Below are 21,173 nucleotides of genomic sequence, written 5' to 3' on the forward strand. Positions count from 1 at the left end.
CGCGACATCGTGGCCCGCGGCCACGACCTGCACGAGTACAAGGGTGATATCGCGATGGCCATGAAGGACGTGGCGATCGTCGGTGTCGGCACGTCGGACTTCCGGCGGCTGTACGCCGACAAGAGCCAGAAGAACGATGTGTACCAGCTCGCGGCCGAGGCTTTCAGGGACGCGCTGGAGGACTGCGGCGCCACCCAGAAGGACGTCGACGGGCTGCTGTGCGTCAACATCAAGTACGGTCCCTTCGGGGACATGACCGGCCTCACCGGTCCGGGGTTCGTCCATGACCTGGAGGGCACCGGGCGCATGAGCGGCGTCGCGCTCCAGGAGGCGTGCTCGCTCGTGGAGTCGGGCGCCGCCCACACCGTCGCCGTCGTGTACGCGACGAACGGCCGGACGGCGGGCCTGAAGTACGGCGGCGGGGACGCCGACCCCGCCGGGGCCTACGACGCCATGTACGGCATGACCTCCACCGGCGCGTACCTGTCGATGATGTACCAGCGCTACCGGCACCTGTACGGCGCCCCGGAGGACGCGCTGGCCCCCCTCGCGATCAACAACCGCGCCAACGGGGCCCGCAACCCGATCGCGGTGTTCCAGCAGGAGATCACCAAGGACGAGTACCTCGCGTCGCGGTTCATCTCGCAGCCGCTGCGCAAGCTCGACTACTGCATCATCAACGACGGCGCGGTCGCGTTCATCGTCACCTCGATGGATCGCGCCAGGGGAATGCGCAAGAAGCCGGTACGCGTGGCCGCCACAGCGGGCCGTGCCGAGCTCGGCCGCAGCTACATCAGCCCCGACTTCTACTACGCGACGAGCGCGGCGGTCGCCGAGGACCTCTACAAGAAGTCCGGTATCGGCCCTGACCAGATCGACTGCATGCAGGTCTACGACAACTTCCTTCCGACGATCCTCTTCACCCTGGAGGGCTTCGGCCACGCGCCGCGCGGCGCCTCCTGGGAATGGATCCGCGACGGCCGGATCGAACTCGGCGGCGAGCGCCCGATGAACACCTCGGGCGGCCATACGAGCGAGAGCTACATGCAGGGCTTCGCCCTCCATGTGGAGGCGGTGCGGCAGGTCCGCGGGGAGGCCGGCGAACGGCAGGTCGAGAACTGCGGCACCGTGCAGTACATGTGCGTCTCGCCCATCGTGACGTCGCACATATTCACGGCCGACTAGAAGGGCACGCCGATGGACGTCGCCGCGTACGCGAAACTTCTTCCCGATATCACCCCCCGCAACAAGCCGTACTGGGACGGCCTGGCCGCCGGAGAGCTCCGGTTGCAGAAGTGCGCGGCCTGCGGCCGGCACCGCTTCCCGGACGCTCCGCTCTGTCCGGAGTGCCTTTCCGGCGAGTCGTCCTGGGAGGCCGTGAGCGGCGCGGGGACCATCTGGTCCTGGTGCACGATGCACCAGAAGTATTTCGCCGCGTTCGCCGACGAGGTCCCCTACCAGCTCGTGTACGTGCGGCTCGCCGAAGGGCCGCTCGTGATCAGTGTGCTGGCCGGTGAGCCGGGCGAACCGGAGATCGGCCGGCAGGTTCACGCGGTCTTCCAGCCGATCGCCGGTGACCGCACCGTCCTGAAATTCAGTACCGGCGCGGCGGCGTGAGCCGACCGCGCCGCCGGCCCGGCGGCACCGACCGGGCCGGCGGCGCGGCCGCCCATAGGCATGTGAGGTTTTGTTTCCCATGGATCCGATCGCTGATCATAAAATTGTGCACGAGGCGTTGAAATCGAAAAGGCCGGAGTGCGTATCGCATGCGGCCTCTATCTGCGCGGGTCCCCGATGAGCGACGGAACCCGGACCGGGGGGCGGGGGAGGCTCCTGCGGGTCGTCGAACTCGGCGACGGCGTGGCCGTCCAGGTCTGCGGACGGCTGTTCGCGGGCCTCGGCCATCACGTCACCCGGTGCGAGGCCCCCGGCGGCGACCCGCTCCGCCGGCGGGAGCCGGTCGACGCGAACGGCCTGGGCCATACCTTCGCCGCGCTGAACGCCGACAAGCGGAGCGTCCAGATCGACCTGGAGAGCCGGGACGGCCGCGCCCGCCTGTCCGCGCTGCTGGCGGCGGCCGACATCGTGATCACCGGCCTCGGCCCGGCCCGCGCGGCGGAGACCGGCCTGGCGGCCGAGCGCCTGCGCGCCGACCACCCCGGGCTGGCCGTCGTGGCGATCACCTCCTACGGCATGGCCGACCCGAGGTCGGACGCCCACGCCGACAGCCTGCTCGCCGAGAGCTACGGGGGCCTGGCCGCGATGGTCGGCGAGCCCGACCGGGAGCCGCTGACGCTCGGCGGCGAGCAGACCGCGCACGCCGCCGCGTTCGTCGGCTTCTACGGGTCCATGCTCGCCGCGCTGCGCCCCGGCGGTGACGTCGTCGACGTCGCGCTCTGCGACGTCGCGGCCTACATCGACTGGAAGAGCGACGTCGTCTACGCCGAGACCGGCGTGGTCCCCGGCCGGACGGGCACGAACAGCGGCCGCTGGCGCACGGTCCGCGCGGCCGACGGCTGGGTCGGGATCATCTTCCTGCCCGAGCAGTGGGACGCCTTCATCTCGCTGATCGGCGACCCGGCGCTGGAGGACCCCGAGCTGCGCGGCGACCAGGTCCGGTTCGAGCGCATGGACTCCTGGTGGCCGGTCGTCGAGCGGTGGGCCGCGCGGCGCCCCAAACGCGAGATCTACCGGGACGCGCAGCGCCTCGGCCTGCCGTTCGGCTACGGCGCCGACATCGCCGACCTGGCGTCCGACCCCCAGTACCAGGCCCGCTCGTTCTTCCCGGAGCCGGGACGGGACGGCGCGCTGGCGCCCCTCAAGGGCCTGCCGTGGCGGTTCGGCCCCCCGCCGGGCCTCTCCGGCATCGACGAGGTCCCGGTGCCGCGTCCGGCGCCGCCGCCGGCCGACGGCGCCGACCGCGCCCCGCTGGAGGGCGTCGTCGTCCTCGACCTCGGCACGATCACGGCGGGCGCCGCCACCGGGCGGCTGCTCGCCGACTACGGCGCCACCGTCATCAAGATCGAGTCGAGGGGGCGGCCGGACGCGTTCCGGCTGTGGCCCTCCCCGACCTCGGGCGACGCGGAGGTCACCGAGGAGTCCCCGCTTTTCGAGTCCAACAACGCGGGCAAGCTCGGGATCACGCTCGACCTGAAGTCCGAGGACGGACGGGCGGAGATGCGGCGGCTCGTCGCGCGCGCCGACGTCCTGATCGAGAACTTCACCGTCGGCGTGACCCGCAGGCTCGGCATCGACCCGCCGACGCTCCACGAGGTCAACCCGGACCTGATCTACCTGTCGCTGTCGAGCCAGGGCCAGTCCGGGCCCGAGTCGGGCGTCCGCTCCTACGGCTCCACGCTCGACCTGCTCTCCGGCCTGGCCTCGGTCACCGGCTACCCCGGCGGCGGCCCGATGTGGTCCTCGGCCGACATCAACTACCCTGACCAGCTGGTATCGCTGTTCGGCGCCGGCATGATCGCCTACTGCGTGGCCCAGGGTCTGCGCGGCACCTACCTTGACGTTTCCCAGCGCGAGCTGGTGAGCTGGACGCTCGCGGACCGCATCGCCGAACACCTCGCCGCCGGGACCGTTCCACAGCCGACCGGCAACCGCCGCCCCGGCAGCACGCCGCACGACGTCTACCGCTGCTCGGGCGACGACCAGTGGATAGCGATCGCCTGCACGACCGACGCGGAACGCGCCGCGCTGGCCGCACTGGTCGGCGCGGGCCACATGGCCGACATGCCGGCCTCCTGGTGGGAGCGCGACCACGAGGAGGTGGACGGCGCGATCACCAGGTGGACGCGCGGGCGCTCGAAACAGGAGTGCCTGCGCGAGCTGACACGCGCCGGGGTCCCCGCCGCGCCCGTCCAGTCGGCCCGGGAGCGGGCCGAGGACCCACATTTCCGACTTCGGCGGGTGTTCCTCGACGGACCCCGCCGCCAGAAGGGGTACCCGCTGCGCCTGCTCGGCCACGAGCCGCGGCAGCCGCGTCCGGCGCCACGGCTCGGTGAGCACGACGCCGACGCCCGCGCCCCCCACTGGCCGCACGCCGCGCCCGCCGAGGCGATCAGCGCGGCGCCCGTCGAAGTGCCGTCCCAGCGTCCGGGAGGAACGACATGAACGTCAACGATGCCGCCGTGATCATCGGCGCCTACGAACATCCGGGGAGGGAGCTGCCCGACAAGTCGCTGGCTCAGATCCACGCCGAGGTCGCGATCGGGGCCCTCGCGGACGCCGGGCTGACGCTCGACGACGTCGACGGCTACTTCTGCGGCCACGACGCGCCGGGCTACGGCGGCGGCTGGGTCTCGATGGCCGAGTACCTGGGTCTGCGCGACCTCACCTACATGGACTCGACCGAGAGCGGCGGCGCCTCGCCGATCTACCACGTGTCGCACGCGATCGCGGCGATCGCGGCGGACAAGTGCAACGTCGCGCTGATCACGCTCGCGGGCAAGCCGCGGACGGGCGTCCAGCCGGGCGGCGGCGGCCCGATCCGCCCCGAGGACTCCTTCGAGATGGGGATGTTCACCGGCGCCGGGCTCGTCAGCACCTACGCGCTCGCCGCCAAGCGGCACATGTACGAGTTCGGCACGACCAGCGAGCAGCTCGCGGAGATCAAGGTCGCGGCGACCAAGCACGCCGCGCACAACCCGCACGCGTTCCTGCAGAAGGTGCTGACGGTCGAGGACGTCGTCAACTCGCCGATGGTCGCCGACCCGCTGCACCGCGCGGACTGCTGCCTGGTGACCGACGGCGGCGGCGCGATCGTCGTGGTCAGCAAGGAGGTGGCGCGCGGGCTGAAGCGGCAGCCGGTGCGGATCATGGGCCAGGGCGAGTCGGCGAAGCTGACCAACGGGGGACGGCTCGACCTGACCTACACCAGCGCGGTCTGGTCCGGCCCGCGCGCGTTCGAGCAGGCCGGGGTCACGGTCCGCGACATCGACTACGTGTCGATCTACGACAGCTTCACGATCACCGTCCTGGAGATCCTGGAGGACCTCGGCTTCTGCGAGAAGGGCGAGGGCGGACGGTTCGTCATGGACGGCGCGCTCGTCGCCCCGCACGGTCGGCTGCCCTTCAACACCGACGGCGGCGGGCTGAGCAACAACCACCCCGGCCACCGCGGCGGCGTCACCAAGATCATCGAGGCGGTCCGGCAGCTGCGCGGCGAGGCGAACGCGGGGGTGCAGGTGCCCGACTGCGAGATCGCCCTGGTCCACGGCAACGGCGGCGACCTCGGCACCCGGATGCGCAGCGCGACCATGATCCTCGGAAGGGAAGCCAAATGAGTGAGGTTCGGAGCCCGGTCCTGCCGGCCGCGCGGCCGGTGGTGAACCCCGACACCGAGGAGTTCTGGAAGGCGACGGCCGAGGGCAGGTTCATCGGTCGCCGCTGCGACGACTGCGGATCGGCGATGTGGTACCCGCGGCCGATCTGCCCGTTCTGCCACAGCTCCAACACGCGCTGGGAGGACTTCACCGGGCGCGGCACCGTCTACTCCTTCAGCGTGGTCCACCGGGCCGGAGGCGAGTGGAAGGGCGTCACCCCCTACGTCCTCGCCTATGTGGAGCTGGAGGAGGGTCCCCGGATGATGACCAACATCGTCGACTGCGACGTCGAGTCGGTCGCCATCGGGGACGAGGTCGAGGTGGTTTTCGAGGACACGGGACACGGCAGCGCGCTGCCCCGTTTCCGTCCGGTGCGCGCAGAGGCAGGGAGCCAGGCATGACGATCAACAAGGTGTACGAGTCCCCGCAGGCGGCGGTGGCGGACGTCCCGGACGGCGCGTCGGTGTCGATCGCCGGGTTCGGGATGACCCACAGCTTCCCGACGAGCCTGACCGTGGCGCTGCGCGAGCAGGGCGCCAAGCGGCTGTGCATCGTCGCGAACTCGCTCGGCACGGGCGACTACCGCTCGAACACGCTCATCGAGAACAACCAGGTCAACCGCCTGATCGTGTCGTTCTCGGCGCGTGCGGGCGAGGCGACCTCGGCGGCCGAGAAGCAGATCGCGGCCGGTGAGATCGAGGTCGAGCTGGTCCCGCAGGGCACGCTGGTGGAGCGGCTGCGCGCGGGCGGCGCCGGGATCGGCGCGTTCTTCACCCGCACCGCCGTCGGCACCGCCGTCGCGGAGGGCAAGGAGACCCGCGTGATCGACGGGGTCGAGCACGTCCTGGAGATGGGGCTGAAGGTCGACTACGCGCTCATCCGCGCGACCAAGGCCGACCGCTTCGGCAACCTCTCGTTCGAGGGCGTCGGCCGCAACTTCATGCCGGCCTTCGCCAAGGGCGCCAAGATCGCGATCGCCGAGGTCGACGAGATCGTGGACGGCGAGCTGGACCCGGAGACCGTGGGCCTGCCCGGGATCTTCGTGAGCCGGGTCGTCCGCAAGACCGTGGACGTCCCGCACGACCACATGGCGCCGAGGGAGGGGCGCGGCGCCGACAGCGCCCGCACCTACAACGGCAAGCCCGGCCTGACCCGCCTCCAGATGGCCGAGGTCGCGGCGAGCCTGGTGCCCAACGGCAGCTACATGAACCTGGGCCTCGGCATCCCCACGCTGATCTCGAACTACATCGCCGGGCGCGACATCGTCCTGCACTCGGAGAACGGCGTCCTCGGCTACGGCACGATCGCGGGCCGCGACGACTACAACCCGGAGATCTACAACGCGGGCGGCCAGTACGTCCACCTGGAGAAGGGCGCCTCGTTCTTCGAGAGCGTGACCTCCTTCGAGATGGTGCGCGGCGGCAAGGTCGACTTCGTCGCGCTCGGCGCGTTCCAGGTCGACGCGGACGCCAACCTCGCCAACTGGAGCACGCCGAACATGATCGGCGGCGGCATCGGCGGCGCGATGGACCTGGTCGCGGGCGACGTCACGGTGATGGTGCTGACGACCCACCTCGACTCCAAGGGCCGGCCGAAGCTCGTCAAGGAGTGCGAGTACCCGCTGACCGGCCTGAACTGCGTCGACATCGTCGTCACCGACCTGTGCGTGCTGCGCCGCCACGGCGACGCCTTCAAGATCGAGTACGTGGCGCCCGGGTTCACCGAGGACGAGGTCGCCGCGCTCACCGAGTTCGAACTCCTCCGCTCGGACGCGGGGGGTGCGGAGGCGGATGCCCCCGCGGCGATCTGACCGTCCCGCCGGCACGCCACGGACCTAGGGGGTCCCATGTCCGATCTCCTCGGGATGACCGCCGCCGAACTGGCCGGGGCCTACGGGCGGGGCGAGACGTCCCCGGTCGAGGCCACCCGCGCCGCCCTGGAGGCGATCGACGCGCGCGACGCGGAGCTGAACGCGTTCGTGCTGGTCGACGCCGAAGGGGCGCTGCGGTCGGCCGCCGAGTCGGAGGCCCGCTGGGTGGGGGGCACCCAGCGGGGCCCGGCCGACGGCGTCCCCACCACCGTCAAGGACCTCGAACAGGCCCGGGGCTGGCCGACGCTGCGCGGAAGCTGGCTGTCGGGCGACCCCACCCCCGGAGGCGACGACTCGCCGAGCGTGGCGCGGCTGCGCGAGGCGGGCGCCGTCATCCTCGGCAAGACCACGACACCGGAGTTCGGCTGGAAGGGCGTCACCGACTCCGGCCGGTTCGGGATCACCAGGAACCCGTGGGACCCGGCGCTGACGCCCGGCGGGTCCAGCGGGGGCTCGGCGGCGGCGGTCGCGGCCGGCATGGGCACGTGGTCGGTCGGCACCGACGGCGGCGGCTCGGTGCGGGTCCCGGCGGCCTTCACCGGGACGGTCGGGTTCAAGCCGACCGGCGGGCTCGTCCCGGCGTTCCCGCCCGGCAGCAACGGGCACCTGTCGCACCGCGGCCCGATCGCGCTGTCGGTGCTGGACGCGGCGACGCTGCTCGACGTCCTCGCCCGCCCCGACGCCCGCGACTGGGCGGCGGGGACCCATCCGGGCGGGTCGTTCACCGACGAGATCGAGGCCGGCGTCGCCGGCCTGACGATCGGATACTCGCCCGACCTCGGCTATGGCCGCAACGACCCCGAGGTCGAGGCGCTGGCCGCGGCGGCGGTCGAGACGCTCGCGGGCCTCGGCGCGCGGGTGCGGGAGATCGAACCGGTCTTCGCCGACCCCGTCGCGGCCTTCCAGACGATGTGGTGCGCCGGGATCGCGCGGACGCTCCGCCCGTTCGAGCCCGACCACCTCACCCGCGTCGATCCCGCGCTGCTGGAGTACGGGGAGCGGGGCCGCGAGATCAGCGCCGTGTCCTACCTGGACGCGATGGCGGTGTGCGCGGACCTCGGCCTGAAGATGGCGCGGTTCCACGAGACCTACGACGTGCTGGTCACGCCGACCGTCCCGTGCGTCGCGTTCCCGGCGGGCCGGAACGGGCCCACCCCCGAGCAGTCGGACGTCTGGGCGTCCTGGACGCCCTACACCTACCCCTTCAACATGACCAGGCAGCCGGCGCTGAGCGTGCCGTGCGGCATCACGCGTGCCGGGCTGCCCGCCGGGCTCCAGATCGTGGGCCCCCGCCACCGGGACGCCCGCGTCCTGCGGGTGGGGCGCGCCTACGAGCGGCACACCGGGTGGTCCCCGGTGGCCGAGGCGTCGCGGGCGCGGGCAACGACGAGAGGACGACCCTCATGACAGATCTGCCCACCGTCGCCAACCTGATCAACGGCGAATGGCTGACGACCGGCCAGGAACGCCTGGTGCACCACAAGTTCACCGGCGAGCCCATCGCCGTGGCCTCCGACGCGACGGTCGAGATGGTCGGCGACGCCGTCTCGGTCGCCCGCGAGGCGAGCCGGACGCCGCTGGAGCCGCTGGAGCGCTTCGAGATCCTGCGGACGGTCGCCGGGATGATCGCCGACAACCGCGAGCGCCTCGCGCTGGACGTCGTCCGCGAGTCCGGCTTCAGCCTGAAGGACTGCCTGGGCGACACCGACCGGGCCGTCCAGACCATGCTGACCTCGGCGGAGGAGGCCAAGCGGATCGACGGCTCGGTCGTCCCGATCCAGGCCGCGCCGGGCTTCGCGCACCGGCTGGCGTTCACGGTCCGCCACCCGGTGGGCGTGGTCGGCGCGATCACGCCGTTCAACTCGCCGCTGAACACCGTCGCCCACAAGATCGGCCCCGCGCTCGCCGCCGGGAACGCGGCGGTGGTCAAGCCGTCGCCGTTCACCCCGGTCGCGGCGGCGGCGCTGTGCCGGATGCTGCTGGAGGCGGGCCTGCCCGCCGGGCTGATCGGCCTCGTGCTCGGCCCCGGCGACCCGGTCGGCACCGCCCTCGTCGAGGACGAGCGGGTCGACTTCGTGACCTTCACCGGCAGCACCGCGGCGGGCAAGGCGATCTCGGCCAGGCTCGGCATGCGGCGCGCGACGATGGAGTGCGGCAACGTGTCGGCGACGATCGTGTGCCGCGACGCCGACATCCCCTCCGCCGCGCAGCAGTGCGCGCGCGGCGCGTTCCGCAAGTCGGGCCAGGTGTGCACGTCGGTGCAGCGCCTCTACGTCCACGCGGACGTGGTGGAGGAGTTCCTCGACGCGCTGTCGGCAGCCGCCGCCAAGTTCGTCGTCGGCGACCCCGAGGACCCGGCGACCGACATCGGCCCGATGATCAGCGAGGCGGCCGCCGAGCGCGCCGAGCAGTGGGTGGAGGCGGCCGTCGTCCAGGGCGCCCGCGTCTTCGCCGGCGGGAAGCGGAACGGGCCGGTGATGAACCCGACGATCCTCGTGGACGTCCCCTCCCGCGCCCGGCTGCTCTGCGAGGAGGCGTTCGCCCCGGTCGTGTCCGTCGTCCCCTTCGACGACCTGGACGCCACGATCGAGACGGTGAACGACACCCCCTACGGCCTCCAGGCGGGCGTGTTCACCCGCGACCTCAACACCGCGCTGTCCGCCGCGCAGCGCCTCCGGATGGGCGGCGTCGTGATCAACTCGCCGTCCAGCACGCGCGCCGACCTCATGCCCTACGGCGGCGTGAAGGACAGCGGGTACGGCGTGGAGGGGCCGCGCTACGCCGTCCGCGAGATGAGCGAGGAAAGGCTGATCCTGATCGAGCCGGCAGGGGCCTGAGATGCCGGTCCGCATCGCCGCCGACGAACTGCGCGACGCCGCCACCCGGATCTTCGCCGCGTCCGGGGTGCCGCTGGAGGACGCCGCGCTGGTGGCCGACAGCCTCGTCCAGGCCGACCTGTGGGGCCACCAGTCGCACGGGGTGCTGCGGGTCGGCTGGTACGTCGACCGCATCCGGTCGGGCGTGATGCGGCCGGAGACGAAGATCGAGACCGTCTCCGACCTCGGCGCCGTGATGACCCTGGACGGCCACGACGGCGTCGGCCAGGTCATCACGGCGCACGCCGCCCGCGCGGCGGTCGAGCGCGCCGGACGGCACGGCGTCGGCGTCGTCGCCGTCCGCAACTCCAACCATTTCGGCACCGCCGCCTACTTCACGAGAATGGCGCCGCCGCGCGGCCAGATCGGCATCCTGACGACGAACTCCAGCCCCGCGATGGCCCCCTGGGACGGCCGCGGAAAGCTCGTCGGCAGCAATCCCTGGTCGATCGCCGCGCCGCTGGACGGCGACCGCCAGATGGTGCTGGACATCGCCAACACCGCCGTCGCCCGGGGCAAGATCTACCTCGCACGCAATCGAGGCACGCGGATCCCCGACGGGTGGGCGGTCGCCGCCGACGGCACCCCCACCCGGGACCCCGAAGCCGCCCTGCTCGGCACCGTGCTGCCGATGGCCGGGCACAAGGGCTACGGGATCTCGGTGATGATGGACGTGCTCTCCGGCGTCCTCAGCGGAAGCGGTTTCGGCTCCCTCGTCAACGGCCCCTACCAATCCGAGCACCCGGGCCGCTCAGGACACCTCTTCATGGCCCTCGACATCGCCGCCTTCGGCCCTCCGGACGAGTTCGAAGAACGTATCAAGGCACTTGTCACCGAGCTGAAATCCGGCTCCCGGGAAGGCGCCGAAGAAGTGCGCTACCCGGGCGAGCTGGAGGCCCTGGCCGAGGAGCGCAACCTCGCCGAGGGCCTGCTCCTCCCCGAGCGAACCCTCACCGACCTGCGCCGCGTCGCCGATTCCCTGGGAGTCGAAGTGCTGGTGGACCGATGAAGGTGACCCCGTTCCGCGTGGGACGCTCCCGCGACGTCCCGCTGCCCGCCGCCGTCTACGGCTCGGCGAGCGACGAGACCATCGACATCATCATGTTCATGTTCGTCATCGAGTCCGCCGGGACGCGCGTGATCGTGGACACCGGGACGCTGGCGCCCGAATACGTCCGGCGGCACCACGCCTACGACTTCGCGCGCGACCCCGAGGAGACGCCCGAGACCGTCCTTCGCGAGGCCGGAATCGAACCCGACGACATCGACTACGTGGTCAACACCCATCTCCACTGGGACCACTGCTCCAACAACGCCCTGTTCAGAAACGCCCGGGTGCTCGTGAACAGGCGCGAACTCGAATACGCGATCAACCCGCTCCCGATCCACGAACGCGCGTACGAGAAACTGCCCGGCCTCCAGGCCCCCTGGATGTCGGCCTGGGACCGCACCGAGGCGATCACCGGCGAACAGCGGATCTGCCCCGGCGTCACCGTGGTCCCGATGCCCGGCCACACCCCGGGCTCCCAGGGGGTTCTCGTCGAGGCGGACAACGGCCGCTACCTCCTCGCGGGCGACGCGATCGGCGTCTACGAGAACTGGGATTCCGGCGACTGGCGCCAGAGCGTCGCGCCGACCATCCACACCAACCTGATCGAGTGCTACGAGACCTTCGAATACGTCGCCGCCCTGGACTGCGAGGTCATCCCGAGCCACGACCACCGGGCCCTGACGAGCCCCCTCTTCCAGTCCTGAAAGGCGCCCTGCCTCCCTGGGATCCAGGGAGGCAGGGCCACGCGGTATACCCGTACCACGCAGAGCGTCACAAGGCGCCCACAGGAGGTAGTTGCCTCCTCGCGCGGTCGGAAGCCCCTCATCGTCGTGCGAGCTTCCGGAACCCATCCGTCGGGGATGAGACACGGCATGAGCCATTCCAAGCGCCTACGCCGCACGACCGCGATCATCGCGGCAGCGCTCACCCTTCCCCTTGGCGCTTTCCCCGCCGACGCGCATGCCGCGACGGGCACGTTCTTCTACCACTCGCCGGAGTCCGGCGACCTGGAGATCAACAACCCGGACGACGGCGAATGCCGCCTGCTCCTCCAGGGCGCGGACCGCGCGAGGAACGCCACGAACGCCACCGCGACCCTCTTCTCGGACCGGGGCTGCGAGGACACGCACAGCACCCTGCGCCCCGGCCAGTCGAGAACCTTCACCCCGCCGAACCTCCCGCACAGCGTGATCTTCCACCGCTGACCGGCCCTCACCCTTAAGCGCGGATGATCTCGGCCAGGCTGGCGAAGCCCTCCCCGCCGCGGCCCGCCTCGATGCCCCGGGCGGTCAGTGCCCGCACGAGTTCCGGAAGGGCGGTGTCGAGGCCGCGTGCTCGGGAGGTCTCGACGAGGTGGTCCATCAGCGGGGCGTCGAGTTCGAGCCATTCCTGGTCGCCGGGGTAGTCGCGGTCGTCGATCTGGCGGGCCTGGTCGCTGATCACGTCCGCGACGGTGGCCGACAGCCAGCGGATCAGCAGCGGCGCCACCGTCGTGGCCGGGATCTGGGCCGTCCCGAGCAGCGCGGCGGTGTGCAGGAAGCCGAGCTGGGTGGCCCAGGCGAAGTTGAGCATCGCCACTTCGTACAGGGACGCGGTGCCCGGCGCCTCGCCCAGGTACGTCGCGCCGCCCAGGCGGTCGAGCACGGCCCGGTGGTGCTCGAAGGCTTCGGCCGAGCCGCTGTACACCAGCACCGTCTCGGGGGCGCCGACGTGCTCGGGATGGCCCATCAACGCGCCGTCGAGGTAGCGGGCGCGCGTCCCGGCGGCGGCCTGCTCGGCCTGCGCGCTCGTCCCGGACGTCAGGTTGACGACGTCGGCGGCGAGATGCGGCTCGGCCTGGGTGAGGATGCGCTGGGAGGCGTCGTAGTCGTCAACGCACATGAGGACCAGCGAGGCGTCGGTGAGCGCGGCCCGCAACGACTCGGCCGGCTGGAGCCCCTCGCCCGGGGACGTTCCGGGCGCGCTCTCGTCCCAGACCGTCACCCGGGCGTCCGCCGCGAGCACTCGGGCCAGTGCCATGCCTCGCGGGTTCAGGCCGATCACGGTCACGGGGTCCATCGGACGGCTCACGAGTTCCTCCTCCACCCATGCGGTCCGCGCGGTCGCGCGGTGCCTGCGCCGCTAAGCTAGAGCTTCACATGCATGTGAGAGTCAACCCGGAGGCACCCGTGCGCATCGGCGAGTTGTCTCAGCGGACCGGTGTCAGCCAGCGGCTGCTGCGCTACTACGAGGAGCAGGGTCTGCTGCGGCCGTCGCGGCGGCCGAGCGGATACCGCGAGTACGACGACGCCGACGCCGAACGCGTGCGGCGCATCCGCACCCTGCTGGCCGCCGGGCTCAGCACGACCACGATCGCCGACGTGCTGCCCTGCACCATCGACACCGGCGAGGGGCTCGCGGCGGCGTGCCCCGGCCTGCTCGACGACCTCCAGCGTGAACGCGACCGGATCAGCAGATCGATCACCCAGATGGACACGGCCCGGACCATGCTCGACGCCATCATCGACGCCACCCCCCGCTGAGCCGCGGGCCTAGCCGACGATCACCAGGGCGTTGTCGTCGCGGTCCCGGAGGGTGAACATGGGCGGCACACCGGGCCACTGAAGCAGGTCGCTCACATCGACCCCCTGCTCTTTGAGTCGGGCGTGGACGGCCGGGACGTCCCCGGCGCTGAGCCTGATCCCGGTGTCCACGCCGGTGGACTCGCCGGGGATCAGCGCGATGCCGGTCTCGGCCCCGGCCGGGGCGACGGTGATCCAGCGCCCGCCGATCTGCTCCAGCGGGACGTCCATCCGCTTCTCCAGCCCCAGGACGCCGACGTAGAACTCGACGGCCCTGTCCTGGTCGCTGACGGGAACGGCGACGGTGCCGATGCCGGTGATGCGCGCCTGGTCCTGCTCGGTCACGGTGTTCTCCCTGCTGTGGTGGTTTCGCCTATGTGGACCAGCGGCCCCGGCGAAACTCATCGCTCCGATCTCCTACGCTCGACGTCCGTGGCCGATGACCCAGCAGCCTCCTTCGCCCGTGCCCGAGCGGCGGCAGGCGTTCTGTTCTTCGATGCGGAAGACCGCGTCATGCTGGTCGAACCCTCGTACAAGGATTATCGAGACATCCCCGGTGGCTACGTCGAGCACAACGAGACCCCGCACCAGGCCGCGCTACGCGAAGTCACGGAGGAGCTGGGGATCCGCGCGGAGATCGGCCGACTACTGGTCGCGGACTGGGCGCCCAACGGGGCCGAAGGCGACAAGGTCCTCTTCGTCTTCGACGGTGGTTCACTCACCGCTGACCAGCTCAACGCCATCCGCACCGACCCGAGGGAAGTGGTCGGCTATCACTTCCACGACATCGCCCAGGTCCACGACCTGACCATCCCCCGCCTTGCCCGCCGCCTCGTCCACGCCCACGCCGCCCACCAAGACGGAACCACCCACTACCTGGAACATGGCGAACCCGTCTGAACAAGAAAGCCCCTCGACCGAAGTCGAGGGGCTCCCTTGCGGTGACTAGAGGTCCAGTTCCCCGGCCTTGACCCGGCTGAGGAGCCTCGCGAGACCCTCGCGCTCGACCGTGATGTGAGGAGTCTGTGGGTTCTTGCTGTCGCGAATGCCGACCGAGCCGTCCAGCGAAGCCAGCTCGACACAATCGCCTTGCGTCTCGCCACCTGCGCCGCTGTAGGTGCTCTTGCGCCATAGTGTGGTCACGTCACACCCTCCGATTCGGAGAATCAGGGCCGTCAGTGCGGGTCCAGGCTTCCGTCCTTGATCTGATCGAGGAGGTTTGCGAGGCCCTCGCGGCCGACCGTGATGTGGGTGATTTGGGGGTTCTTGCTGTCGCGGATGCCGACCGAGCCGTCAAGGGAGGCCAGTTCGACGCAGTCGGAGGCGTTGCCGGAGCCGCTGTAGCTGCTCTTACGCCATAGTGTGGTCACGTCACACCCTCCGATTCGGAGAATCAGGGCCGTCAGTGCGGGTCCAGGCTTCCGTCCTTGATCTGATCGAGGAGCCTTGCGAGACCCTCGCGTCCGACGGTGATGTGGGGGGTGTGGGGGTTCTTGCTGTCGCGGATGCCGACCGAGCCGTCAAGGGAGGCCAGCTCGACGCACTCGGCGTTGGTGCTTCCCTCGGAACGGCTGGACTTGCGCCAAACGGGGGGCGAGTTCACGTCATCTGCTCCATGTTCTTCTTGATCAGGTCACGAGATGGTCCGACGGGGAGGGCCAGCATGCCGATCCGATCGAACCGGATCACGAAGTCGTTCACCTCCTCCAGATGAGCGACGAGCCTCCCTGCGTTCGGGGCTTCGGCGAACGCGATCTCGCCCTCCCGGCCAGTGGTGATCATAAAGGGGCCGTCCATTCCTTCGTAGGCCCCTGCTGTTCCTGGCACGACGCGGATGCTGATGTTCGGCTGTTCGGACAAACTCAGCAACCTGGCGAGCTGGGCCTTGAAGGCATTCTTCCCGCCGACCGGCCACTCAAGCACGGTCTGAGCGATGATGACCCAGACCTCTGGGGGGTTGGGTCTACTCAAGATCTCTTGCCGAGCCATGCGCCGTTCGAGGGCTGCCTTCTTGTCCTTTGCCCGTCCTTCGGCCAGTAGCGCCTGGGCGTACTCGGGAGTCTGGAACAGTCCGGGGACGTACTGTCCGGCGAACATCCGCACCCTGTCGGCCCCCTGCTCGTGGGACAGGTACGACTGGAACCAGTCAGGTGTCGTCGCGCGGACTGCGTAGTAGATCAGCAGCGTGAACAGCCCACCGGTCCTCCATGCCTCATCGAGTCGCGCGGCGTGCTTCGTCGACATGAGCTGAGCGCCGGTCTCGATACGGGAAATGGTCGATGGCGCACATCCCGCGATCTTGCCTGCCTCCGCGCCGGTGAGGCCCTTCGATGTACGAAGAAACCGCAGGTAGAAGCCTATAAGGCCCCACAGCGAGGAGCGTGGGTCCACCTCATCCGTCATGCTCATCTCGCGCGGTCACCTCCTTTTGATCATTTCCGCAGCCCTCGTGGAAGTTGGCTGATTAATGGACACGGTAGATGGCGGATAGCACTCTAGTCAGAGGTTCCGACGAAATCCATTGCGTACAAAACGGAAATAGTCGGGCCTAGGCGTCGAAGTGGGGCAGTGGAAGTAGCTCGCTGTCCAGTGAAATCGGAGCAGTCGAGGAAGTGGACCCGTAATCATGGACAGCCATCGCTCAGGAGACCGCGCTGACGCGATCCCGTACATCAACCCCCAGGACCCACTGCCGGCGGTTCCCCCACCCGAGGGCAGGTGGGCGGAGCCCTATCAGCAGGCTGAAACGGAAATGTGGGTGGTCCACCTTCGGCTTCCCGAGTTGCTGGGGGATGACGTCCGTCTGGTGGACACTCTCACTGCTACTAACAGGGAAACCCTCTCTGCGCTAATGGAGCAGCAGGACTCTCTGGCCGCCGATGCCGGGCTGCGGGTGAGTGAGACATGACCGCGCGGCTGAGTGGGCGACAGGTCACCGCGCAGGCTTCTGTGCTTCCGGCGGTGCGGCACAAGGTGGCCAGTACGCCGAGTGTGCTGCCGGATGTGCGGTGTCTGGTGCGGGCGGCGGCGGTGGGCTACGGCATCGAGGCCGAGACCACCGAGGACGCTGTGCTCGTGGCCAGTGAGCTGGTCACCAACGCGATCCGGGCGAGCGCGTGGCCGATTGCTTTGCGGATGTTCGTGTCCAAGGACGGGTTCCACATCGAGGTCCACGACTTCTCCAGGAAGAAGCCCAGGAAGAGCGAACCCGATCTGACGATGCCGTCTGAGCCGGTGCCTGATGACGCACCCGATCCGCATGGGTGGGGCATGGGCATCGTGGAGACCCTGTCCCGGCGCCATGGCGTGCGGAACGAGCGCGGCGGGAAGACCGTGTGGGCCGTGCTGCGCATCGCCTCTGGCCGACGTCCCTGAACTCCTCCGGGCACACTGCGTCCGCTATCGGCGGCTGGGGAGTCGGCCTGGCGGAGGCCCCGCCGGTGTGCCCGGAGGTCCAACCCCCTAAGGAGACCTCCATGCCACGACAGACACCCGAATACGAAGTCCTACTGACTCCGGCGGAGGTGGCCACCATGTTCCGGGTGGACGCCAAAACCGTCACGCGGTGGGCGAAGCTGAAGAAGATCCCCTACGTCTGGACGCTGGGGGGTCACCGGCGCTACCCCGAGAAGGCCGTCCGTGCACTGCTCGCGCAGGGCGCCACACGGCGCGAGGTCCCGCCGCCTATTCGCTAACGGGCGACAGCATCAGTCGTTTCGCTCCCGTACGTAAGTCGTCGCGCCGTGCGTGCCGGGATCCGGTGAACTATCGTGCCTGTCGCGCGACGGGCCTTTCCTGGCCGGTGCCGCGTTCCATTCTTTGATGGCCCGTTGCAAAAGCCCAGCGGATTCTTCTCAATGTGGAGGCGAGGGTGACGACATTCGTTCTCGTGCACGGCTCATGGCACGACGGCTCGGCTTGGGACCGGGTCGTCCTCCACCTGGAGAGCCTCGGTCATACCGCCTACGCGCCCACGGTCGCCGGGCACGGCAAGGGCGTGGACAAGGCGGTCGACCATGACGACTGCGTCCAGTCGGTCGTGCGGTTCATCGTCGAGCGGGACCTCTCCGACGTGGTGCTGCTCGGGCACAGCTTCGGCGGCACGGTGATCGCCCGCGTCGCCGAGGAGATCCCCGACGCCCTGCGCCGGTTGATCTTCTGGAACGCGTTCGTGCTCCGGCAGAACGGCAGCATCAACGACGACATCCCTCCGCACTACCGCGAACTCTTCGCCGAGCTGGCCGCCGCCTCGGAGGACGACACGGTGACGCTGCCGTTCCCGATATGGCGAGAGGCGTTCATCCAGGACGCCGACCTGGAGTTGGCGAGGGCCGGCTACGAAAGGCTCTCGCCGGAACCGTACCGGCTCTTCCTGGCCCGCCTCGATCTGTCGAGGTTCTACCAGGTGAGGCTGGCGAAGAGCTATCTCAACGCCACCGAGGACACCGCGCTGCCACCCGGCGAATGGGGATGGCACCCCCGGTTGTCGGGCCGGCTGGGGCTGCACCGCCTCGTCCAGATGCCCGGCAGCCATGAAGTGATCTTCACGGCTCCCGAGCGGCTGGCCGAGAAGATCGTCGAGGCCGGACGGGACTGACGCCCGGCCGCGTCAGTTGATGGTGAGGCCGCCGTTGACGTCCCCCATCTGGATGACCTTGTCGGCCGTCCCGTTGAAGGTGTTGGTGACGCCGCCGCTGGTCGTGGTGTTCACGGTCGTCTGGCGCACGCGGGCGTCGACCTCGGCGCGGAACTCGGGAGCTTCGGCCATGACGCGCTGGAACGCGGCCTGGAGGTCGTCGGCGAAACCGGGCTCCTCGGACATCACGCGGCGAAGTGTTTCGGCCAGTCGGGAAATCCGGTCCTTGTCATCCGGTTCGGCGATCGCGCCGCTCAGGATCTCCGCCTCGGCGGGCCGGGCGCGGAAACGGTCGCGGACCTTCCGGGCGATCGCGGCGATGCCGTCCCGGACGGGTTCGCCGCTGAGTTCGACCGCTTTGCCCGCCGCCGCCACGGCGACCGCCAGGGTGAGAGGGTCTACCATCGCGATCGCTCCTTATGTAGGGATGTGACCGGAGTGGTCATGTCCATAGTGCATCATGCCGTCCGACGCCTTGCCAGGTCCTTTTCCCGTCTGGGGTCGGCCGTTTGGGGCGCGGTGGGAAAGGGACGGCTTGAATGCCGTTCATACCGGCAGGCGGGAAGCCTTAGATGATCAATGTTCGCGCGCTGGTCGTCTCGGTGTCGGGCCACGCGCCTGACACCGTTCATCAGTCGCCCGACATCCTCCTGTATCGGCATTAGGGAGGGTATATGTCCGGAGAATTTCCTCGCCGTCGGTTCCTGGCCACCGGGGGAGCCGCGTCCGTTCTCACCGCGGGCCAAGTCGTGCTGGGCCCCGCGATGCTGGGTCAGGACGGCGCGCTCGGCGCGGTCCGTACCCATGGCGGCGGCCCGGTTCCGCACGGCCTGTTCACGCTGGGCGTCGCGTCCGGCGACCCGGCGCCCGACGGGTTCGTGCTGTGGACGCGCCTCGCCCCGAATCCCCTCGACGGCGGCGGCATGCCCGACCGGGCGGTGCCGGTGGCGTGGCAGGTGGCCGAGGACGAGCGGTTCCGGCGCGTCCGCGCGTCCGGTGTCGTGAAGGCGCGGCCGGAGGACGGACACGCCGTGCACGTCGAGGTCTTCGGCCTGCGTCCGGACCGCGCGTACTTCTACCGGTTCCGCGCGGGGTCGGAGCTCTCGCCCGCCGGACGCAGCCGGACCGCGCCCGCGCACGGCGCGGTCAACCGGCACCTGCGGTTCGCGTTCGCGTCCTGCCAGAACTGGCAGGACGGCTACTTCACCGCCTACCACCACCTCGCGCAGGAGGATCTGGCGTTCGTCGCGTTCCTGGGCGACTACATATACGAATCGGCGCCGCGCACCACCACCGTCCGGACCCACGAGGGCACCGACGAGCCGTACTCGCTCGCCGAGTACCGCAACCGCCACGCGCAGTACAAGACCGACCCCGACCTCCAGGCGGCGCATGCGGCCTTCCCCTGGATCACCACCTGGGACGACCACGAGGTCGACAACAACTGGGCCGACGAGGTTCCGCAGGACCCGGCCCAGCAGCCGCACGAGAAGTTCCTCGCGCGCAGGGCCGCCGCGTTCCGCGCCTACTACGAGCACATGCCGCTGCGCCGGTCCGCGACCCCGCACGGCATCGACATGCGCCTGCACCGGCGGCTCGGGTTCGGACGGCTCGCGTCCCTGCACGTGCTCGACACCCGCCAGTACCGCAGCGTCCAGCCGGTCACGCTCGCCGAGGCCGAGGACCCCGCCCGCACGCTCACCGGCGCCGAGCAGGAGAGGTGGCTGGTCAAGGGCATGTCCCGGTCGGGCGCCCGGTGGAACCTGCTGGCCAACCAGGTGATGTGGGCCTCCAACGACCGCAAGGCCGGCCCCGAGAAGGTCTACGACTTCGACAACTGGGACGGCTACCGCGTGCAGCGCCGCCGCATGCTGGAGTACTTCGGCTCCGGCCGGACGTCCAACCCGGTGGTGCTCACCGGCGACCGGCACGCGACCTGGGTGTGCGACCTGCGGCCCGACTTCGACGACCCCGCGTCGAGTGTCGTGGGCGCGGAGATCACCGGGACGTCGATCACCTCCGGCGGCGACTCCGACCCCGTCTCCTTCCACCGGACCTTCGACCCGATCATGGCCGAGAGCCCGCACTGGAAGTACATCGACAACCAGCGCGGATACGTCGTCTGCGACGTCACCCCGGCCCGGCTGTCGGCCTCGCTGCGGATCGTCAGCTCGGTGTGGAAGCCGACCGGCAGCACGATCGCGACGACCGCGCGCTTCCGGGTCGAGGCGGGACGCCCGGGGATCACCGTGGTCGACCGCTCGCCGTCCCCGCAGGCGGGCGCCGTGAAGGCCGAGCGCCGCTACGACGTGGACGACGACCAGCGGTAACGGACGAAACGCCCACCGCCCCGGTCCCGCGTTCGGCAGGGCCGGGGCGGTGCGCGTCCGGTGATGGCCGCATCCGGCCGCGATCGGGGGCGCCACAGTTGTCTTTCCGGCGGGAAAGTCGGCTCTGGGTGCCCGTCCGCGGAGTGCCTCATGTGCTGTTCTGAAACGTTCGTCCTCGTCCTGGGTGGAGGGCGCAATCCCCGCTCAGCACGCGTGCGGGCCGCCGTCGCGCCATCGCCGGAAGCGCCGCCGTTCGACCGCGACAATTGCCAACAAAGCCGCCCCAGACCGGCATATCGCTAGGGACGCCTATTAGGGGTATTCCCGGATAAATGCCACGTACGGGGGTTCTGTCGATAGCGTCACGGCTCCTGTGAATTGCGAATTGAACGGGCGGTGAAGTTGGGGCATGCTGGAAGCCGCTGATCTGTACCCGCCGGTCGCCGCCGGTGGGCGCGGGTCAACCTGGCCGAAACCGGCGAGGGCCGCCGCGCGATCGTCGGTTCCACCCGGTGC

24 protein-coding genes are annotated in these 21,173 nt (G+C 70.1%); 17 read left to right on the plus strand and 7 right to left on the minus strand.

Features of this window, described 5'->3' with window-relative positions; all coding sequences use genetic code 11:
* Positions 1 to 9: 9 nt before the first annotated feature.
* The 11 genes from KLI87_RS07905 to KLI87_RS07955 all read left to right on the plus strand — a co-directional run bounded on the left by KLI87_RS07905 (position 10) and on the right by KLI87_RS07955 (position 12,335).
* A complete protein-coding gene (locus tag KLI87_RS07905; RefSeq protein ID WP_214616368.1) occupies positions 10 to 1,185 on the plus strand; it encodes a thiolase family protein in 1,176 nt (391 codons plus the stop codon).
* A gap of 12 nt (positions 1,186 to 1,197) precedes the next feature.
* Positions 1,198 to 1,617, plus strand: a complete 420-nt coding sequence (locus KLI87_RS07910) for a Zn-ribbon domain-containing OB-fold protein (RefSeq protein WP_156214126.1) — start codon at positions 1,198 to 1,200, stop codon at positions 1,615 to 1,617.
* 177 nt (positions 1,618 to 1,794) lie between these two features.
* Positions 1,795 to 4,122, plus strand: coding sequence for a CoA transferase (locus KLI87_RS07915; protein WP_214616369.1), 2,328 nt, complete (start codon positions 1,795 to 1,797; stop codon positions 4,120 to 4,122).
* On the plus strand, positions 4,119 to 5,294 hold the full coding sequence (locus tag KLI87_RS07920; RefSeq protein WP_214616370.1) for a thiolase domain-containing protein: 1,176 nt from the start codon (positions 4,119 to 4,121) through the stop codon (positions 5,292 to 5,294). The genes KLI87_RS07915 and KLI87_RS07920 overlap by 4 nt, the downstream gene beginning before the upstream one ends.
* Positions 5,291 to 5,734 (plus strand): Zn-ribbon domain-containing OB-fold protein, encoded by a 444-nt coding sequence (locus KLI87_RS07925; protein WP_156214123.1) that lies wholly within the window; start codon positions 5,291 to 5,293, stop codon positions 5,732 to 5,734. The genes KLI87_RS07920 and KLI87_RS07925 overlap by 4 nt, the downstream gene beginning before the upstream one ends.
* Positions 5,731 to 7,143 (plus strand): 3-oxoacid CoA-transferase, encoded by a 1,413-nt coding sequence (locus KLI87_RS07930; protein ID WP_214616371.1) that lies wholly within the window; start codon positions 5,731 to 5,733, stop codon positions 7,141 to 7,143. Before KLI87_RS07925 ends, KLI87_RS07930 begins: the two co-directional genes overlap by 4 nt.
* 36 nt (positions 7,144 to 7,179) lie before the next feature.
* Positions 7,180 to 8,610, plus strand: coding sequence for an amidase (locus tag KLI87_RS07935; RefSeq protein WP_214616372.1), 1,431 nt, complete (start codon positions 7,180 to 7,182; stop codon positions 8,608 to 8,610).
* Positions 8,607 to 10,040 carry an aldehyde dehydrogenase family protein gene (locus KLI87_RS07940; protein ID WP_156214120.1) on the plus strand — a complete coding sequence of 478 codons (1,434 nt, stop codon included), beginning with the start codon at positions 8,607 to 8,609 and terminating at the stop codon, positions 10,038 to 10,040. The genes KLI87_RS07935 and KLI87_RS07940 overlap by 4 nt, the downstream gene beginning before the upstream one ends.
* Position 10,041: 1 nt before the next feature.
* On the plus strand, positions 10,042 to 11,088 hold the full coding sequence (locus KLI87_RS07945) for an Ldh family oxidoreductase (RefSeq protein WP_214616373.1): 1,047 nt from the start codon (positions 10,042 to 10,044) through the stop codon (positions 11,086 to 11,088).
* Positions 11,085 to 11,834, plus strand: a complete 750-nt coding sequence (locus tag KLI87_RS07950) for an N-acyl homoserine lactonase family protein (protein WP_156214118.1) — start codon at positions 11,085 to 11,087, stop codon at positions 11,832 to 11,834. Before KLI87_RS07945 ends, KLI87_RS07950 begins: the two co-directional genes overlap by 4 nt.
* Positions 11,835 to 12,002: 168 nt before the next feature.
* Complete coding sequence (locus tag KLI87_RS07955; RefSeq protein WP_156214117.1) at positions 12,003 to 12,335, plus strand: hypothetical protein; 333 nt, start codon at positions 12,003 to 12,005, stop codon at positions 12,333 to 12,335.
* 13 nt (positions 12,336 to 12,348) lie between these two features.
* On the opposite strand, the gene KLI87_RS07960 is transcribed toward KLI87_RS07955, so the two are convergent.
* Positions 12,349 to 13,200, minus strand: coding sequence for an NAD(P)-binding domain-containing protein (locus KLI87_RS07960; RefSeq protein WP_308165891.1), 852 nt, complete (start codon positions 13,198 to 13,200; stop codon positions 12,349 to 12,351).
* A 68-nt stretch (positions 13,201 to 13,268) separates the two neighbouring features.
* Between KLI87_RS07960 and KLI87_RS07965 the strand changes: the two genes are divergently transcribed.
* Positions 13,269 to 13,652: a MerR family transcriptional regulator gene (locus KLI87_RS07965; RefSeq protein WP_156214116.1), complete on the plus strand. Its 384-nt coding sequence runs from the start codon at positions 13,269 to 13,271 to the stop codon at positions 13,650 to 13,652.
* 9 nt (positions 13,653 to 13,661) lie between these two features.
* Here the strand turns inward: KLI87_RS07965 and KLI87_RS07970 are convergent, their stop codons facing one another.
* Positions 13,662 to 14,036, minus strand: a complete 375-nt coding sequence (locus tag KLI87_RS07970; protein WP_214616374.1) for a VOC family protein — start codon at positions 14,034 to 14,036, stop codon at positions 13,662 to 13,664.
* An 87-nt stretch (positions 14,037 to 14,123) separates the two neighbouring features.
* Between KLI87_RS07970 and KLI87_RS07975 the strand changes: the two genes are divergently transcribed.
* The gene (locus tag KLI87_RS07975) at positions 14,124 to 14,591 is read left to right on the plus strand and encodes an NUDIX hydrolase (protein WP_308165892.1); all 468 of its coding nucleotides are present in this window, start codon (positions 14,124 to 14,126) and stop codon (positions 14,589 to 14,591) included.
* Between the two features lie 45 nt (positions 14,592 to 14,636).
* On the opposite strand, the gene KLI87_RS07980 is transcribed toward KLI87_RS07975, so the two are convergent.
* Genes KLI87_RS07980 through KLI87_RS07995 form a run of 4 tightly spaced genes read right to left on the minus strand, consistent with a single transcriptional unit; the run spans position 14,637 to position 16,100 of the window.
* A complete protein-coding gene (locus tag KLI87_RS07980) occupies positions 14,637 to 14,834 on the minus strand; it encodes a DUF397 domain-containing protein (RefSeq protein ID WP_308165893.1) in 198 nt (65 codons plus the stop codon).
* A gap of 32 nt (positions 14,835 to 14,866) precedes the next feature.
* Entirely contained in the window at positions 14,867 to 15,061 is a 195-nt protein-coding gene (locus KLI87_RS07985) for a DUF397 domain-containing protein (RefSeq protein WP_214616376.1), read from the minus strand.
* A 32-nt stretch (positions 15,062 to 15,093) separates the two neighbouring features.
* Positions 15,094 to 15,294 (minus strand): DUF397 domain-containing protein, encoded by a 201-nt coding sequence (locus tag KLI87_RS07990; protein WP_214616377.1) that lies wholly within the window; start codon positions 15,292 to 15,294, stop codon positions 15,094 to 15,096.
* Positions 15,291 to 16,100: a helix-turn-helix transcriptional regulator gene (locus KLI87_RS07995; protein WP_214616378.1), complete on the minus strand. Its 810-nt coding sequence runs from the start codon at positions 16,098 to 16,100 to the stop codon at positions 15,291 to 15,293. Before KLI87_RS07995 ends, KLI87_RS07990 begins: the two co-directional genes overlap by 4 nt.
* 495 nt (positions 16,101 to 16,595) lie before the next feature.
* Between KLI87_RS07995 and KLI87_RS08000 the strand changes: the two genes are divergently transcribed.
* The 3 genes from KLI87_RS08000 (at position 16,596) to KLI87_RS08010 (ending at position 18,288) form a co-directional block, all read left to right on the plus strand.
* Complete coding sequence (locus KLI87_RS08000; protein WP_214616379.1) at positions 16,596 to 17,066, plus strand: ATP-binding protein; 471 nt, start codon at positions 16,596 to 16,598, stop codon at positions 17,064 to 17,066.
* Positions 17,067 to 17,167: 101 nt separating this feature from the next.
* Positions 17,168 to 17,386, plus strand: a complete 219-nt coding sequence (locus tag KLI87_RS08005; RefSeq protein WP_214616380.1) for a BldC family transcriptional regulator — start codon at positions 17,168 to 17,170, stop codon at positions 17,384 to 17,386.
* 176 nt (positions 17,387 to 17,562) lie between these two features.
* On the plus strand, positions 17,563 to 18,288 hold the full coding sequence (locus KLI87_RS08010; protein ID WP_214616381.1) for an alpha/beta fold hydrolase: 726 nt from the start codon (positions 17,563 to 17,565) through the stop codon (positions 18,286 to 18,288).
* Positions 18,289 to 18,300: 12 nt separating this feature from the next.
* On the opposite strand, the gene KLI87_RS08015 is transcribed toward KLI87_RS08010, so the two are convergent.
* Complete coding sequence (locus KLI87_RS08015) at positions 18,301 to 18,732, minus strand: hypothetical protein (RefSeq protein WP_156214108.1); 432 nt, start codon at positions 18,730 to 18,732, stop codon at positions 18,301 to 18,303.
* A gap of 359 nt (positions 18,733 to 19,091) precedes the next feature.
* On the opposite strand from KLI87_RS08015, the gene KLI87_RS08020 reads away from it, so the two are divergent.
* On the plus strand, positions 19,092 to 20,657 hold the full coding sequence (locus KLI87_RS08020; protein WP_214616382.1) for an alkaline phosphatase: 1,566 nt from the start codon (positions 19,092 to 19,094) through the stop codon (positions 20,655 to 20,657).
* The last annotated feature ends 516 nt before the right edge of the window (positions 20,658 to 21,173 follow it).

The sequence above is a fragment of the Actinomadura sp. NEAU-AAG7 genome (assembly GCF_018603865.1).
In the GTDB taxonomy this organism is placed as follows: domain Bacteria; phylum Actinomycetota; class Actinomycetes; order Streptosporangiales; family Streptosporangiaceae; genus Spirillospora; species Spirillospora litoris.

What these genes read in the sequence shown, in the direction of transcription:
- KLI87_RS07910 (WP_156214126.1), top strand. Translation starts at nt 1,198, where the DNA reads ATGGACGTCGCCGCGTACGCGAAACTTCTTCCCGATATCACCCCCCGC.
- KLI87_RS07915 (WP_214616369.1), top strand. Translation starts at nt 1,795, where the DNA reads ATGAGCGACGGAACCCGGACCGGGGGGCGGGGGAGGCTCCTGCGGGTC.
- KLI87_RS07920 (WP_214616370.1), top strand. Translation starts at nt 4,119, where the DNA reads ATGAACGTCAACGATGCCGCCGTGATCATCGGCGCCTACGAACATCCG.
- KLI87_RS07925 (WP_156214123.1), top strand. Translation starts at nt 5,291, where the DNA reads ATGAGTGAGGTTCGGAGCCCGGTCCTGCCGGCCGCGCGGCCGGTGGTG.
- KLI87_RS07930 (WP_214616371.1), top strand. Translation starts at nt 5,731, where the DNA reads ATGACGATCAACAAGGTGTACGAGTCCCCGCAGGCGGCGGTGGCGGAC.
- KLI87_RS07935 (WP_214616372.1), top strand. Translation starts at nt 7,180, where the DNA reads ATGTCCGATCTCCTCGGGATGACCGCCGCCGAACTGGCCGGGGCCTAC.
- KLI87_RS07940 (WP_156214120.1), top strand. Translation starts at nt 8,607, where the DNA reads ATGACAGATCTGCCCACCGTCGCCAACCTGATCAACGGCGAATGGCTG.
- KLI87_RS07945 (WP_214616373.1), top strand. Translation starts at nt 10,042, where the DNA reads ATGCCGGTCCGCATCGCCGCCGACGAACTGCGCGACGCCGCCACCCGG.
- KLI87_RS07950 (WP_156214118.1), top strand. Translation starts at nt 11,085, where the DNA reads ATGAAGGTGACCCCGTTCCGCGTGGGACGCTCCCGCGACGTCCCGCTG.
- KLI87_RS07955 (WP_156214117.1), top strand. Translation starts at nt 12,003, where the DNA reads ATGAGCCATTCCAAGCGCCTACGCCGCACGACCGCGATCATCGCGGCA.
- KLI87_RS07965 (WP_156214116.1), top strand. Translation starts at nt 13,269, where the DNA reads ATGCATGTGAGAGTCAACCCGGAGGCACCCGTGCGCATCGGCGAGTTG.
- KLI87_RS07995 (WP_214616378.1), bottom strand. Translation starts at nt 16,100, where the DNA reads ATGAGCATGACGGATGAGGTGGACCCACGCTCCTCGCTGTGGGGCCTT.
- KLI87_RS08000 (WP_214616379.1), top strand. Translation starts at nt 16,596, where the DNA reads ATGACCGCGCGGCTGAGTGGGCGACAGGTCACCGCGCAGGCTTCTGTG.
- KLI87_RS08005 (WP_214616380.1), top strand. Translation starts at nt 17,168, where the DNA reads ATGCCACGACAGACACCCGAATACGAAGTCCTACTGACTCCGGCGGAG.
- KLI87_RS08015 (WP_156214108.1), bottom strand. Translation starts at nt 18,732, where the DNA reads ATGGTAGACCCTCTCACCCTGGCGGTCGCCGTGGCGGCGGCGGGCAAA.
- KLI87_RS08020 (WP_214616382.1), top strand. Translation starts at nt 19,092, where the DNA reads ATGCTGGGTCAGGACGGCGCGCTCGGCGCGGTCCGTACCCATGGCGGC.